Below are 14,475 nucleotides of genomic sequence, written 5' to 3' on the forward strand. Positions count from 1 at the left end.
GACAGCAAAGCCAGTGCGGTCCACGTGGAACTGCCGCACGGGCTCCCCGGCCACCCCCCCCCCCCCCCCCCCCCGCCGCCCCCGTACCCGCGATTCGTACACGCTCTTCCTGCTCCCCGGGATCCTCGCCTTCCTGGCGATCATCGTCCTGCCGTTCCTGATGAACACCGGCGTGAGCTTCACCGACTGGCAGGGCGTCGGCAGCCCGAAGTGGACCGGGCTCGCCAACTACCGGGAGCTGATGGACGACTCGGAGTTCTGGGCGTCCTTCCGGCACAGCATGTTCATGGTCGTCGCCATGGCGGCCGTGCCGACGGTGCTCGGGCTCGTCCTCGCCGCCGCGCTGTTCGACTACGTCGGCAAGCACTTCGGCAGCAAGGTGGCCGCGGTGCTGCGCGCCTGCTTCTACCTCCCGCAGGTGCTGCCGATCGCGGTCGCCGGGATCGTGTGGAGCTGGATCCTCGCCCCCGACAACGGCTCCCTCAACGAACTGCTCAAGGCGGTCGGCCTGGGCTCCTGGCAGCAGGACTGGCTCGGCGATCCGGACCTCGCGCTGTACAGCGTGATGGGCGTGATGGTGTGGGTGCAGATCGGTTTTCCGCTGGTGGTCTTCATGGCGGGTCTGCAACGCGTCGACCCGCAGCTGTACGAGGCGGCCGAGCTGGACGGAGCCGGCTGGTGGCGCCGTTTCTGGCACATCACGCTGCCGCAGATCCGCCCGGAGACCTATGTGGTGCTGACCTGGTGCACGATCGCGGCGCTGAAGGTGTTCGGCGCGGTGTACGTGCTGACCAAGGGCGGCCCGGGCGGTGCGACGGACGTGCCGTCGTACTTCTCCTTCGCCACCTTCTTCGAGAAGACCCAGGTGGGCTACGGCGCCGCGATCTCCACCATCCTCACCGTGATCATCCTGGGCCTCTCCCTGATCGGCCTGAAACTCCAGACCCGTGCCGAGGACGCCGAGGAAGGGGCCCGCGCATGACCGCCGCCCTGCGCCGCTACCCCGTGCTGCTGGCCCTGTGCCTCGCCGCCCTGTTCATGGTGGTGCCGTTCGTGATCGTGGCCGTCAACGCGGTCAAATCGCCGGCCGAGTACTCCGCGCACGGCCCGCTCAGCCTGCCCGAGGGCCTCTATCTGGACGGCCTCAAGGACTTCTGGCAGCGGGTCGACTACGGCCAGAAACTCTTCAACTCGGTACTGATCAGCGGCTGCGTGGCCGTGCTCGCCGCCGCCCTGTCGGTGCTCAACGCCTATGCGATCGGCATCGGCCGGATGAAGGGCCGGACCTGGATCCTGGCCTTCTTCGTCCTCGCCAACATGCTCCCGCAGGAGGCGCTGGTCTACCCGGTCTACTACCTGAGCAAGCAGGTCGGCCTGTACGACACCCGGCTCAGCGTGATCATCGTGTTCACGGTGATCCAGGCGGCCTTCGGCACGTATCTCCTCTCCTCGGTCCTCGGACAGTTCCCGCTCGAGATCATCGAGGCCGCCCGGATCGACGGCGCGAACAAGTGGCAGGTGCTGTGGCGGATCGTGGTCCCGGTCAGCCGGCCCACCCTCGGCGTGCTGCTGGTGTTCTTCTTCATCTGGACCTGGAACGAGTTCCTGCTCCCGCTGGTGATGCTGATCTCCAACGACAACCAGACCGTGTCGGTGGCGCTCGGCGTCCTGCAGGGCCAGCGCCTGATGGACGCCACGATGACCAATGCCGCCGCGCTGCTGGGCGTGCTGCCCGCGATCGTCTTCTTCCTCGTCTTCCAGCGGACGCTCACCCGCGGCATCGCCGTGGGCGCCGTCAAGTAAAGGGGTGCGCCTGTGAAGTTCACCGACGGCTACTGGCTGCTGCGCGAGGGTGTCACCGCGGCCCACCCGGCCGAGGTCCACGACGTCGTCGAGTCCGGCGGCGCGCTGGAGATCCACGCGCCGACCCGGCCCATCCGCCACCGCGGTGACCTGCTGAAGGGACCGGTCGTGACGATCACCGCGCACGCCCCGATGCCCGACGTCGTCGGCGTCACCCTCACCCACTTCACCGGCGAGCAGCCGCCCGGCCCCGAATTCGAGCTGCACGAGGAGGAGTTCACACCCCAACTGTCCTACGACGACGAGCACGCCACCCTCACCTCCGGCGCGCTGTCGGTCCGGGTGGCCCGCACCGGCCCCTGGCACGTCGACTTCCTCGCCCACGGCCGCAGGCTCACCGGCAGCGGACGCAAGGGCATGGGCATCATGCGGGACGCGGCCGGGGCGCACTACCTGCGCGAGCAACTCGACCTCGGGGTGGGCGCGTCGGTGTACGGGCTGGGCGAACGCTTCGGCCCGCTGGTCAAGAACGGCCAGGTCGTCGACATCTGGAACGCCGACGGCGGCACGGCCACCGAACAGGCCTACAAGAACGCCCCGTTCTACCTGACCGACGCGGGCTACGGCGTCTTCGTGGACCACCCGGGCAAGGTGTCCTTCGAGGTGGGCTCGGAGGCGGTCTCGCGGGTGCAGTTCAGCGTGGAGTCGCAGCAGTTGACGTACTACGTCATCTACGGCCCGACCCCTAAGGACGTGCTGCGCAAGTACACCGCGCTGACCGGCCGCCCGGCGCTGCCGCCCGCCTGGTCGTTCGGGCTGTGGCTGTCGACGTCGTTCACCACCTCCTACGACGAGGAGACGGTGACGTCGTTCATCGAGGGCATGCGGGAGCGGGAACTGCCGCTGTCGGTGTTCCACTTCGACTGCTTCTGGATGCGCGAGTTCAACTGGTGCGACTTCAGCTGGGACCCGCGGGTCTTCCCGGACCCGGAGGGCATGCTGGCCCGGCTGAAGGCCCGGGGCCTGCACATCTGCGTGTGGATCAACCCGTACATCGCCCAGCGCTCCCCGCTCTTCGCCGAGGGCAAGGCGCTCGGCCACCTGCTGCGGCGGCCGGACGGCAGCGTCTGGCAGTGGGACCTGTGGCAACCGGGCATGGCGCTGGTCGACTTCACCAGCCCGGCGGCCCGCGACTGGTACGCCTCCAAGCTGGAGGCGCTGCTCGCGCAGGGCGTCGACTGCTTCAAGACCGACTTCGGCGAGCGGGTCCCGGTCGACGTGAGCTGGTCGGACGGCTCCGACCCGGAGCGGATGCACAACTACTACGCGCACCTCTACAACCGCACCGTCTTCGACGTGCTGCGCAGGCATCGAGGCGAGGGCGAGGCGGTCGTCTTCGCCCGGTCGGCGACGGCCGGGAGCCAGCAGTTCCCGGTGCACTGGGGCGGCGACTGCGAGGCGACGTACGAGTCGATGGCCGAGTCGCTGCGCGGCGGGCTGTCGCTCGGCCTGTCCGGCTTCGGCTACTGGAGCCACGACATCGGCGGGTTCGAGGGCACCCCGACGCCGGCACTGTTCAAGCGGTGGCTGGCCTTCGGGCTGCTGTCCTCGCACAGCCGCCTGCACGGCAGCTCCAGCTACCGGGTGCCGTGGCTGTTCGACGAGGAGTCGGTGGACGTGCTGCGGCACTTCACCCGGCTCAAGCTCAGCCTCATGCCGTACCTGTACGAGGCCGCCCGCGCCGCCCACGCCGAGGGCGTGCCGGTGATGCGGGCCATGGTGCTGGAGTTCCCGGACGATCCCGGGTGCGCGCATCTGGAGCGGCAGTACATGCTGGGCCCGGACCTGCTGGTGGCGCCGGTCTTCGACGACGAGGGCGACGTGGCGTACTACTGCCCGGCCGGCACCTGGACCCATCTGGTCAGCGGGCAGACGGTGACCGGCCCGCGCTGGGTACGCGAGCGGCACGGCTTCCTCGGCGTGCCGCTGCTGGTGAGGCCGGGAGCGGTGATCCCGGTGGGGGCGGTGGCCGACCGGCCCGACTACGACCACGCCGACGGGGTGACGCTGCGGGCGTACGAGCTCGGGCGGGGCGCCCAGGTGACAGTGCGGGTCGGGGAGGTGGTCTTCACGGTCGTGCGCGAGGGGGACACACTGCGGGCGTCGTGCAGTGATCCGGCGGCCCCGTGGAACCTGGCGGCCGGGGAGCGGACGGCGCGAGCACAGGCGGGTACCGGATTCCTCTCCCTGGAGCTGTCCTGATGGTAAAGATCACGGATGTGGCGCGGCGGGCCGGCGTCTCCCCCAGCACCGTCTCCTACGCGCTCAGCGGCAAGCGCCCGATCTCCGAGGAGACCCGGCGCCGGGTCGAGGAGGCCATCCGCGAGCTGGGCTACCGGCCGCACGCCGGCGCCCGGGCGCTGGCCAGCAGCCGGTCCAACGTGCTGGCGCTGGTGATCCCGTTACGCACCGGGATCCATGTGCCGGTGGTCATGCAGTTCGCCGTGTCGGTGGTCACCGCCGCCCGCCGGCACGACCACGACGTGCTGCTGCTCACCCAGGAGGAGGGCGAGGAGGGGCTCCGGCGGGTCGCCGACACGGCGCTGGTGGACGCGCTGATCCTGATGGACGTCCAGCTCCACGATCCGCGGCTGCCGTTGCTGCGTTCGCTGGACCGGCCGTCGGTGGCCATCGGCTTCCCCGCCGATCCGGACGGGCTGACCTGCATCGACCTGGACTTCATGGCGGCCGGCGAGCGTTGCGTGGAGCATCTGGCGCGGCTGGGGCACCGGGTGGTCGCCCTGGTCGGGTCGCCGCCGGAGGTGTACGTGCGGCAGACGGCGTTCGCCCAGCGCGTCGTCCAGGGCTTCACCGCGGCCGCCGACCGCTGCGGTCTCGCCTCCTCCGTCCACCCCTGCGAAGCCTCCCCCGCGGCCGCCCGCCTGGTCGCCGAGCGGCTGCTGCGCGAGCAGCCCGCGCTGACCGGCGTCGTGGTCCACAACGAGCCCGTCCTGGAGCCGCTGATCGACGCCTTCGAACAGCTCGGCCTGCGCGTCCCGGGTGACCTGTCCGTCACCGCGATCTGCCCGGACGAGCTGGCCGAGTCGTTGCGGGTCCCCGTCACCTCCGTCGCCCTGCCGTCCGCCGAGGTGGGCGAGCGGGCGGTGGAGCTGCTGATGCGGAAGCTGGACGGCACGCCCGTGCCCGGGGCCACGCTGCTGCCGCCCCGGCTGACGGACCGGGCGAGCACGGCACCGCGCGACGCGCCGTGACCCAGGCGCCGGCCGGAGGGTGCGGACCGGGGTGCGGACCGGAACGTGGGGACCGGCTCAGCCGAGTCCCCAGGCCAGCCCGAGCCGGTAGGCGGCGCACAGGTTCACGTCGAGGAGGTAAGCGCCGGCGGTCCCGCACTGCGTGTCGCCGCTGCCCGGATCGACGGGCTGTCCGTGGCCCATGCCGGTGATGCTGTAGGTCTCGACGACCGGGTCACCGGCCGGGTCCCGGAAGACCTGGTGCGGGTAGCCGGCGACGGTGTCGCTGACGTCGGCGGTCTGGTCGGCGCCGTGCACGTTCGTCCACTGCTTCATCAGGTCGTTCATGTTGACGGGCTTGACGGTGTAGTCGGCGGTGCCCTGGAAGACGGTGAGCGTCGGCCAGGGCCCGCCGTAGCCGGGCCGGGCGGCCCGCACCCGGTCGCCCCACTGCTGCGGGGTCTGGGTGGCGCCGACGTACATGCACACGTACGGCGATCCGGCGGCCTGCGCGCAGCCGTACGGCAGCCCGGCGGCGATGCCGCCCGCGGCGAACTTCTCCGGGTACGCGGCCATCATCACTGCCGTCATCGCGCCCCCGGCTGACAGCCCCGTCACGTACACGCGCCCGGCGTCGCCGGAGACGTCGGCGAGCTGCCGGTCGACCATCTGCGCGATGGAGGCGGCCTCGCCCTGCCCGCGCGCGATGTCGCCGCTCTGGAACCAGTCGAAGCAGTTGGAGGCGTTGTTCGCGGTCTGCTGCTGCGGCAGCACGACGGAGAAGCCCCAGCGGTCGGCGAGCTGGAGCCAGCCGCTGCCGGCGCCGTAGCCGGCGGCGTCCTGTGTGCAGCCGTGCAGGGCGACGACGACGGGGCGTCCGGCGGGCAGGCCGGCGGGGACGTAGCGGAACATGCGCAGGGCGCCGGGGTCGGACCCGAAGCCGGTGACCTCCTCCAGGGAGGCGGCGGCGTGCGCCCGCCCCGGCTGGACGAGGGCGAGCAGGGCGACCAGCAGGGTCGCCAGGACGGTGAGGCGGCGTGCGGCTCTGGTCTGTGTCATGAACATGGACCGTAGAAGCGTGAACGACCTCCCGATATGGCCCCGGGCCCCACAAGCGGGCGCCCCGGACTGTGGGGGCGCGCCGCGTCCACCAAGGGGGTGCGGGTGGCGAAGCCCCCGCCCGCGCGGCGAAGTCGCGCAGAGAACGACGAAGGCGACGTGGCCCGCGCTGTCGCGGGCACACGTCGCCTGTCGTCGCCAAGGGGGTGCGGGTGGCAAAGCCCCCGCCCGCGCGGCGAAGCCGCGCAGAGAACGACGAAGGCGACGTGGCCCGCGCTGTCGCGGGCACACGTCGCCTGTCGTCTTCGTGGAGATGGCGGGAATCGAACCCGCGTCCAACGGTGCGGAATCAGGGCTTCTCCGTGTGCAGTCCGCTTCGCTTTTCTCGGCCCCGGAGATCACGCGGACAAGTCTCCGACGGGCTCAGTCACTGTTTGGTTTCCCTCTTCACCCCGTGACCGGGATCAAGGTTTAGTCCCCTAGCTGATGCCAGGATCCGGGTCGGGAACAGCCCCGGGCTGACACTCCCTTAGTAGGAGGCTCGCTTCGCTACCTGAGATCAGGCAGCGAGGGCGAAGGCCTGCTGGGAGGAATCGCGCTTGATGTTGGCGATTATTTTTTTCGGCCTGTGGTTTACGAGATCATGGCCGCTTCCTCGACACGCTTCCCCTGCTTCGACAGCCGCTGTCGAAACCGATCATCCCCATGTTGATTTTTCAATGCTCACCCCGGCCGTGGCCGGTGCTGATGCCATCGTACGTGACCAACACACCCGCGTGCCAGCATATTCCCGGCGGCCGCGGGACGACGCGGCGGCGAGGTCACGCCCGCTGCTTGCGCCGCACCGCCGACATCGCCCGCTCCGCCTCGCGCCGGTCCTGCTTCTCGCGCAGCGTCTGCCGCTTGTCGTACTCCTTCTTGCCGCGCGCCAGCGCGATCTCGACCTTGGCCCGGCCGTCCTTGAAGTACAGGGCCAGGGGCACGATCGTGTGACCCGTCTCCTGGGACTTCGACTCCAGCTTGTCGATCTCCTCGCGGTGCAGGAGCAGCTTCCGCTTGCGGCGGGCGGTGTGGTTGGTCCAGGTGCCCTGGCTGTACTCCGGCACGTGCACGTTGTACAGCCACGCCTCGTTCCCGTCGAGCTGGACGAAGCCGTCGACCAGCGAGGCCCGTCCCTGGCGCAGCGACTTCACCTCGGTCCCGGTGAGCACGAGACCGGCCTCGTAGGTGTCGAGGATGTGGTAGTCGTGCCGCGCCTTCTTGTTCTGCGCGATCAGCTTGCGCCCTTTTTCCTTAACCATAGTGCCGACCATTTTCGCACTGCGCGGGGGTGTCCGGGCCAGTCCTTAATCCGCGTCGCCCAGACCGCTCAGCACCGTCTCGGCCCGCTGGAGGACCTGCCGGTCGCCCTGCTCGACCTCCAGGTCGGGGGTGATGCCCCGGCCGTCCACCCCGCGCCCGGACGGGGTGCGGTAGTGGCCGACGGTCAGCTCGGCGACGGAGCCGCCGGGCAGCCGGCTCGGCATCTGCACCGAGCCCTTGCCGAAGGTGCGGGAGCCCACGACGACCGCGCGGCCGCGGTCCTGCAGGGCGCCCGTGAGCAGCTCGGCCGCGCTCATGGTGCCGCCGTCGACGAGCGTGACCAGGGGTCGGGTGGTGTCGCCGCCCGGTTCGGCGTGCAGGGCGCGCTGGTCGCCGTCCACGTCGTAGGTGGCGACCAGGCCGCCGTCGAGGAAGGCGGAGGCGGCGGTGACGGCCTCGGAGACCAGGCCGCCGGAGTTGCCGCGCAGGTCGAGGATGACGCCGGCGTCGGCCGGGGCCTGCCGGACCGCGGTGCGGACGGCGTCGCCGGAGCCCTTGGTGAACGCGTCGATGCGGATGACGGTCACCCCGCCGGGCAGCCGCTGGACGGTGACGGAGTCCGTGGACAGCCGGGCCCGCCGCACCGTCTCCTGCCACCCCCGCGTGCCCCGCTGCAGGCCGAGCGTGACCGTCGTGCCGGCGGGCGCGTCGGTGGCGTCGCCGCGCAGCAGGGCGACGACCTCGGTGACCGGCAGGCCGTCCACCTTCCGGCCGTCGACGGTGCGCAGCCGGTCGCCCTTGCGGATCCCGGCAGCGGCCGCCGGCGAGCCCGGCCGGACCCGGGTCACCTCGACGCGGCCGTCCCGCTCGCGCCGCGCCCACAGCCCGACGCCGGTGTAGCGGCCGTCGAGGGCCTCCTCGAACTCCTCGTAGTCGCCCTGCGAGTACACGGCCCCCCAGCGGTCCCCGCTGCGGCTGACGGCGTGCTCGGCGGCCTCCATGGGGGACTTGCCGTCCGCCATGGCCTGCCGGGCGGCCTCGGCGACGTCCTCGTGATGACTGACGGGGGCGGCCGGACGGGCCGCGCCCGAGGCGGATTTCCGGTCGGGGCCGGGGAGCGAGCCGGTCGCCGCGCCGGCCACCAGCACGCTCGCGAAGACCAATGTCAGGGCGGCCCCGCGGCGGACGCGGCGGGGCTGGCAGAACAGGTCACGGCCTGACATGCCGGTGAGTCTAGGACAACGCAAGAGGGCCGCACGGCCCGTTGACCGTACGACCCTCTTGGCGTGCGTCACACCTTCAAGTACTTGCGCAACGCGAAGAACGCGGCCAGTGCGGGCATCAGCAGGCTGGTGGCGAGGATGAGGGGCAGCTTCGTCAGGACGGCGTCCCAGCCGATGAAGTTGATCAGGTTCAGCTTCTCCGACAGGGCGAGCCCGTGGTCGATGATGAAGTAGCGGGCGACCAGCAGGAATCCGCACGCGACCGTCCCGCCGATCAGCCCGGCGACCGCGGCCTCCGCGATGAACGGCGCCTGGATGTAGAAGCCCGAGGCGCCGACCAGGCGCATGATGCCGGTTTCACGCCGTCGGCTGAACGCCGACACCCGCACGGTGTTGACGATCAGCATCAGCGCCACCACGAGCATCAGCGCCATGACCGCCCGCGCCGCCCAGTTCATGCCGTTGAGCAGCTCGAAGAGGTTGTCCAGGATGCCCTTCTGGTCCTGCACCGACTGCACGCCGTCGCGCCCGTCGAAGGCGGTCGCGATGACCTGGTACTTCTGCGGGTCCTTCAGCTTGATGCGGTACGACTCCTGCATCTGGTCCGGCGTGAGGGAGCTGGCCAGCGGGGAGTCGCCGAACTGCTCCTTGTAGTGCTTGTACGCCTCGTCCTGCGACTCGTGCGTGACCTTCTGGACGACCGACATCTTGTCGAGGTCGGCCATGATCTGCTTCTTCTGGTCCTCGGTCACCGCGCCCTTGGCGCAGTTGGGGTCCGACTCGGCGTCGCTCTTGTTGCAGAGGAAGATCGAGACGTTGACCTTGTCGTACCAGTAGCCCTTCATGGTGCTCACCTGGTCGCTCATCAGCAGCGAGCCGCCGAAGAGGGCCAGGGACAGGGCGACGGAGACGATGACCGCGAAGGTCATCGTCAGGTTGCGACGGAGACCGACACCGATCTCCGACAGGACGAACTGGGCGCGCATGGCGTCGGATCAAGCCTTTCCGTGGACGGGTCGGGACGCGGTCAGTGCTGGTAGCCGTAGACGCCGCGGGCCTGGTCGCGGACGAGGCGGCCCTTCTCCAGCTCGATGACGCGCTTGCGCATCTGGTCCACGATGTTCTGGTCGTGCGTGGCCATCACGACGGTCGTGCCGGTGCGGTTGATCCGGTCGAGCAGCTTCATGATGCCGACGGAGGTCTGCGGGTCGAGGTTGCCGGTGGGCTCGTCGGCGATGAGCAGCTTCGGCCGGTTGACGAACGCCCGGGCGATGGCCACGCGCTGCTGCTCACCGCCGGACAGCTCGCCGGGCATGCGGTCCTCCTTGCCGCCGAGGCCGACCAGGTCGAGCACCTGCGGCACGGACTTGCGGATCTCGCCGCGCGACTTGCCGATGACCTCCTGCGCGAAGGCGACGTTCTCCGCCACCGTCTTGTTCGGCAGGAGGCGGAAGTCCTGGAAGACCGTGCCCAGTTGGCGGCGCATGTGCGGCACCTTCCAGTTGGACAGGCGGGCGAGGTCCTTGCCGAGGACGTGCACCTGTCCGTGGCTGGCCCGCTCCTCGCGGAGGATCAGCCGCAGGAAGGTGGACTTTCCGGAGCCGGAGGACCCCACGAGGAAGACGAACTCGCCCTTCTCCACTTCCAGGGAGACATCCCTGAGTGCAGGACGGCTCTGCTTGGGGTAGACCTTGGAGACGTTGTCGAATCGGATCACGGATGCACCACGGGTCGCCGGGGGTAGATGAGCGTGACCATACGCGAGTCGGGTGCGTGAGCGCAGGCACCGGTGACGGTTGCGCAGCGGATGTGTGGTTTTGTACCGCACGGGGGAGCCTCCGGGGGACCGCGAGGAGGCGGTACGGGGCGCCGGACGCCCGTCGGCCGGCCCCGGCGAGACGAGCCTCACCTGCCCCGGGACGGACGACCCCGGGCACCGCCGGGGCGAACCTGGCACAGTGGAGGGGGAACGTCCGGGGACCTTCGGGCGTTCACCCGGTGGAACCGTCGGGCAAGGAGGGCGAGCGCATGACGTACGACCGGCTGGTGTGCGCGAACTGCGCGGCGCCCGTGAGCGAGGGCCGGTGCCCCGTGTGCCGTGCGAACCGCGAGCGGCTGCAGCAGGAGAACTTCTTCGCGGGGCTGAACCCCATGGCGCTGATCGCGCTGCTCGCGGTGCTGATCGCCGCGGTGGCGCTGCTGGCGCACCAGACCGCGTAGCGCGGCGACCGGGACCGTGCGCGGGACCCCGGAACACAGACACGGCAGGGGCCCGGAGCGAGTGACTCGCTCCGGGCCCCCTGGCCTGCGCTGTCCCACGGTGTGCCGACGTCCCGCGCGTGGTCCGTCCGCCGACGGCCCGCGCACGCTCCGTGCGCGGGCGGCCGCCGTCGGTCCGGGTCAGGCGGCGGCGCCCGCCGGTCCGGGTCAGGCGGCGGCGCCGCCGCGGCCGCCCACCAGGCGCGGCAGGACGCGGAAGCCGACACCGCCGGCGATCATCGTGGCGGCGCCGATCACCAGGAAGACGGTCTGGCCGGCACCGGTCTCGGCGAGCTCGTCGCCGCCGCCCTGGGCCGCCGTGCCGTTAGAGGCGTCCGTGCCGGTGTCGGTGAGGGCGGAGGTGCCCTCCTCCTGCGCGGAGGTGCCGGAACCACCGTCGGGGTCGGTGTTGCTGTTGCCGCCCCCGTTGTTCCCGTTGCCGTTGCCGTTCCCGTTGCCACCGCCGTTGCCGTTGCCCGGGTCGGTGGGCTGCGAGGTCGGGTCGTCGGTCGGCTCCTCGGTGGGCTCGGTGGGCTCCTCCGTGGGGTCGGTCGGCTCGTCGGACGCCGTGGGCTGTTCGGTGGGCTGCTCCGTCGGCAGCGTGGTCTCGGTCGGCGCCGGGTCGGTCGGGGTCGGCTCCGGCGTGACGCAGATGTCGAGGAGATCGCAGTCGTCGGCGGCCGCGACGCCCGCGGCGGTCAGCGAGGCGCCCGCGGCGATCACGGCACCCGCGGCGATCCGCGCGACGCGGACGCGCATCTTGTTGGTCATCTGGTTGCTACCCCCAGTAGCTCATCGTCAGTGAGGCGGCGCTCGGGGGCCGTGATCGACGGGGACGGCCGCCTGGAAGGAGCCCCCCGGTTCACATGCGCCCCAGAGATACGCATGCCGAGGCTTCACCCTTCCCACTTTTCACAGCAACGTCAAGGCCGTTGCGCGCGCAATGTCTGAATTCGGCCTTCTTTGCCGGGAGTTGGAGTCTGTGAGTGTGACGTAAACCCCAGACACGATGCCTACACAAAAGGCAACTGCCGCCCGTGGGGCGGCAGTTGCCAAGTCGACAAAGCTGTTCGCGGTTACTTCTCCTGCTGCTTGCGCCAGCGAATCCCGGCCTCGAGGAATCCGTCGATCTCGCCGTTGAAGACGGCCTCGGGGTTGCCGACCTCACAGTCCGTGCGCAGGTCCTTGACCATCTGGTACGGGTGCAGCACGTACGACCGCATCTGGTTGCCCCAGCTGTTGCCGCCGTCGCCCTTGAGGGCGTCCATCCTGGCCTGCTCCTCCTGGCGGCGCCGCTCGAGCAGCTTGGCCTGGAGGACGTTCATCGCGGTGGCCTTGTTCTGGATCTGCGACCGCTCGTTCTGGCAGGAGACGACGATGCCGGTGGGCAGGTGGGTGAGGCGCACCGCGGAGTCGGTGGTGTTCACGCCCTGGCCGCCGGGACCGGAGGAGCGGTAGACGTCCACGCGCAGCTCGGACTCGTCGATCTCGATGTGGTCGGTCTGCTCGACCACCGGGAGCACCTCTACGCCCGCGAAGGAGGTCTGCCGGCGCCCCTGGTTGTCGAAGGGCGAGATGCGCACGAGCCGGTGCGTGCCCTGTTCCACGGAGAGCGTGCCGTAGGCGTACGGCACCTGCACGGCGAAGGTGGTCGACTTGATGCCGGCCTCCTCCGCGTACGACGTCTCGTAGACCTCGGTCTTGTAGCCGTGGCGCTCGGCCCAGCGCAGGTACATCCGCTGGAGCTTCTCGGCGAAGTCGGCGGCGTCGACGCCGCCGGCCTCGGCGCGGATGTTCACGAGCGCCTCACGGGCGTCGTACTCCCCGCTGAGCAGGGTGCGGACCTCCATCTCGTCCAGCGCCTTCTTGACGGCGGCGAGCTCGGACTCGGCCTCGGCGCGGGTGTCCGGGTCGTCCTCCTCCTCGGCCATCTCGAAGAGCACAGAGAGATCGTCGATCCGCCCGCGCAGCGCCTCGGCCTTCCTGACCTCGGCCTGCAGATGGCTCAGCTTGCTGGTGATCTTCTGCGCCTCGTCCGGGTTGTCCCACAGGGACGGCGCGGCCGCCTGCTCCTCGAGCACGGCGATGTCTGCCCTCAGCTTGTCGAGGTCCAGAACGGCCTCGATCGACTCCATGGTCGAGGAGAGGGACTTTAGCTCTTCGGATACATCGACGACTGCCACGCCTCCAGCGTAACTGTTCCGCCAACCGGGCAGCGCCGGTGACCACGGCGCACCCGGGCCCGGCCGGTCACGGGGCGGCCGGCACCGAGGTCCCCGGGTCCCCCGGGGTGGCGCCCGCGTCGTCGCCGGACGCGGCCAGCCAGGTGCCGACCCCGGCCGCCGCGGCCAGGAGCAGGGCCGCCGCTCCGAGGACGATCCGGCGCCGCCGGGCGATCGCCCGGTGCCTCGCCGAACCGGGCCGCGGGGCTCCGGCGGCCCTGGGCACCCGGGCCGTGCCGCGGGCGCCGCCGGCCAGCTCGTCCGGCCCCGGCACCCGCATCGAGGTGTGCGTGTCCCGGTTGGAGTCGGCCGGCCGGGAGCCCGGGACCAGTGGCACCGCGCCGCGGCGCGTGCCGCCCGCGGGCGCCGGCTCCGGCGGCGGGGCGTCCTGAGGGGCGGGTTCCACGTCCGGCTCGTCGACGTCCAGCGGCGGCATCCCCGCGAGCATGGGCAGCAGCTCGCGCAGCCGGGCGCCGAGCTCCGAGGCCCGCAGCCGCGAGGCAGGCGCCTTGGCCAGGCACTGCACGATCAGCTGCCACAGCTCGTCCGGGATGCCGGGCAGCGGGGCCACGGTCTCCGTGACGTGGCGGCGCAGCACCGCGCCGGGATGGCCGCCGCCGAACGGCGTGAAGCCCGCCAGCAGCTCGTACAGCACCGTGGCGAGGGCGTAGATGTCGACGGCCGCCCGCGGGGGCAGGCCCTCCACGATCTCCGGCGCCAGGTAGTCCGGGGTGCCGATGATCTTCGTCGCGCGGGTCCGGCGGGGGGAGTCGATCAGCTTCGCCACCCCGAAGTCGGTCAGCAGCGCGGGGTGGGCGCCTCCCGGGCCCAGCGGGCCCTGCATGTCGAGGAGCACGTTCTCCGGCTTCACGTCCCGGTGCACGACCCCGGCCGCGTGCGCCGCCGCGAGCCCGTCGGCGACATCGGCGACGATCGCGACCGCCGCCTCCGGCGCGAGCCGCCGGTCGCGGTCGAGACGGGTGCGCAGGTCGGTGCCGCGGACCAGGTCCATCACGAGCGCGAGGTCGTTGCCGTCCACGACCAGGTCGCGGACGGAGACGATGTGCGGGTCCTCCAGACCGAGCAGCGCGGTGCGCTCCTGCACGAAGCGCCCGACGAGCTCCTCGTCGGAGGCCAGGTCCTCGCGCAGCAGCTTGATGGCCACGGGACCGTCCGGCCCCTCGCCCAGCCACACCGTGCCGGCGCTGCCCCGCCCCAGGATCTGGTTGGCGGTGTACCGGCTGCCGATCTTCCGTGCCAAGACTGCTCCTACCGACGCGTGTTGTCGCCAAAACTACGCGTCCGGGGAGCCGGCCTTCACCGCGGAGACGGAAATCACCCGCCAGAAGTCGACAA

Annotated in this window: 13 protein-coding genes and 1 other RNA gene; 5 read left to right on the forward strand and 9 right to left on the reverse strand. The window is 71.0% G+C overall.

Annotated elements, in window-relative coordinates:
* Positions 1–13 precede the first annotated feature (13 nt).
* The 4 genes from ACZ5GT_RS10930 to ACZ5GT_RS10945 are packed head-to-tail and all read left to right on the forward strand — an operon-like array spanning position 14 to position 5,075.
* Entirely contained in the window at positions 14–982 is a 969-nt protein-coding gene (locus ACZ5GT_RS10930) for a carbohydrate ABC transporter permease (RefSeq protein WP_469019005.1), read from the forward strand.
* The gene (locus tag ACZ5GT_RS10935) at positions 979–1,803 is read left to right on the forward strand and encodes a carbohydrate ABC transporter permease (protein WP_469018771.1); all 825 of its coding nucleotides are present in this window, start codon (positions 979–981) and stop codon (positions 1,801–1,803) included. The genes ACZ5GT_RS10930 and ACZ5GT_RS10935 overlap by 4 nt, the downstream gene beginning before the upstream one ends.
* A gap of 12 nt (positions 1,804–1,815) precedes the next feature.
* On the forward strand, positions 1,816–4,065 hold the full coding sequence (gene yicI, locus ACZ5GT_RS10940) for an alpha-xylosidase (protein WP_469018776.1): 2,250 nt from the start codon (positions 1,816–1,818) through the stop codon (positions 4,063–4,065).
* Positions 4,065–5,075 (forward strand): LacI family DNA-binding transcriptional regulator, encoded by a 1,011-nt coding sequence (locus tag ACZ5GT_RS10945; RefSeq protein WP_469018781.1) that lies wholly within the window; start codon positions 4,065–4,067, stop codon positions 5,073–5,075. Before yicI ends, ACZ5GT_RS10945 begins: the two co-directional genes overlap by 1 nt.
* A gap of 57 nt (positions 5,076–5,132) precedes the next feature.
* Here ACZ5GT_RS10945 and ACZ5GT_RS10950 read toward each other — a convergent pair whose 3' ends face one another.
* From ACZ5GT_RS10950 to ftsE, 6 genes are all read right to left on the reverse strand, one after another.
* Complete coding sequence (locus tag ACZ5GT_RS10950) at positions 5,133–6,113, reverse strand: extracellular catalytic domain type 1 short-chain-length polyhydroxyalkanoate depolymerase (protein ID WP_469018784.1); 981 nt, start codon at positions 6,111–6,113, stop codon at positions 5,133–5,135.
* Between the two features lie 305 nt (positions 6,114–6,418).
* Positions 6,419–6,818: a transfer-messenger RNA gene (gene ssrA / locus ACZ5GT_RS10955) on the reverse strand.
* A 116-nt stretch (positions 6,819–6,934) separates the two neighbouring features.
* A complete protein-coding gene (gene smpB / locus ACZ5GT_RS10960) occupies positions 6,935–7,414 on the reverse strand; it encodes an SsrA-binding protein SmpB (protein WP_469018787.1) in 480 nt (159 codons plus the stop codon).
* Positions 7,415–7,459: 45 nt separating this feature from the next.
* Complete coding sequence (locus ACZ5GT_RS10965; protein WP_469018790.1) at positions 7,460–8,638, reverse strand: S41 family peptidase; 1,179 nt, start codon at positions 8,636–8,638, stop codon at positions 7,460–7,462.
* A 68-nt stretch (positions 8,639–8,706) separates the two neighbouring features.
* Positions 8,707–9,624 (reverse strand): permease-like cell division protein FtsX, encoded by a 918-nt coding sequence (gene ftsX, locus ACZ5GT_RS10970; RefSeq protein WP_469018793.1) that lies wholly within the window; start codon positions 9,622–9,624, stop codon positions 8,707–8,709.
* Between the two features lie 41 nt (positions 9,625–9,665).
* Positions 9,666–10,355: a cell division ATP-binding protein FtsE gene (gene ftsE / locus ACZ5GT_RS10975; RefSeq protein ID WP_110628513.1), complete on the reverse strand. Its 690-nt coding sequence runs from the start codon at positions 10,353–10,355 to the stop codon at positions 9,666–9,668.
* 311 nt (positions 10,356–10,666) lie between these two features.
* On the opposite strand from ftsE, the gene ACZ5GT_RS10980 reads away from it, so the two are divergent.
* The gene (locus ACZ5GT_RS10980) at positions 10,667–10,858 is read left to right on the forward strand and encodes a hypothetical protein (protein WP_016438128.1); all 192 of its coding nucleotides are present in this window, start codon (positions 10,667–10,669) and stop codon (positions 10,856–10,858) included.
* Between the two features lie 207 nt (positions 10,859–11,065).
* On the opposite strand, the gene ACZ5GT_RS10985 is transcribed toward ACZ5GT_RS10980, so the two are convergent.
* The 3 genes from ACZ5GT_RS10985 to ACZ5GT_RS10995 all read right to left on the reverse strand — a co-directional run bounded on the left by ACZ5GT_RS10985 (position 11,066) and on the right by ACZ5GT_RS10995 (position 14,380).
* Positions 11,066–11,668, reverse strand: coding sequence for a hypothetical protein (locus tag ACZ5GT_RS10985; RefSeq protein ID WP_469018800.1), 603 nt, complete (start codon positions 11,666–11,668; stop codon positions 11,066–11,068).
* A gap of 305 nt (positions 11,669–11,973) precedes the next feature.
* Positions 11,974–13,080, reverse strand: a complete 1,107-nt coding sequence (prfB, locus tag ACZ5GT_RS10990) for a peptide chain release factor 2 (protein ID WP_469018803.1) — start codon at positions 13,078–13,080, stop codon at positions 11,974–11,976.
* A 67-nt stretch (positions 13,081–13,147) separates the two neighbouring features.
* Complete coding sequence (locus tag ACZ5GT_RS10995; protein ID WP_469018808.1) at positions 13,148–14,380, reverse strand: serine/threonine-protein kinase; 1,233 nt, start codon at positions 14,378–14,380, stop codon at positions 13,148–13,150.
* Positions 14,381–14,475: the final 95 nt, after the last annotated feature.

It is taken from the genome of Streptomyces sp. NPDC031340, from assembly GCF_055569945.1.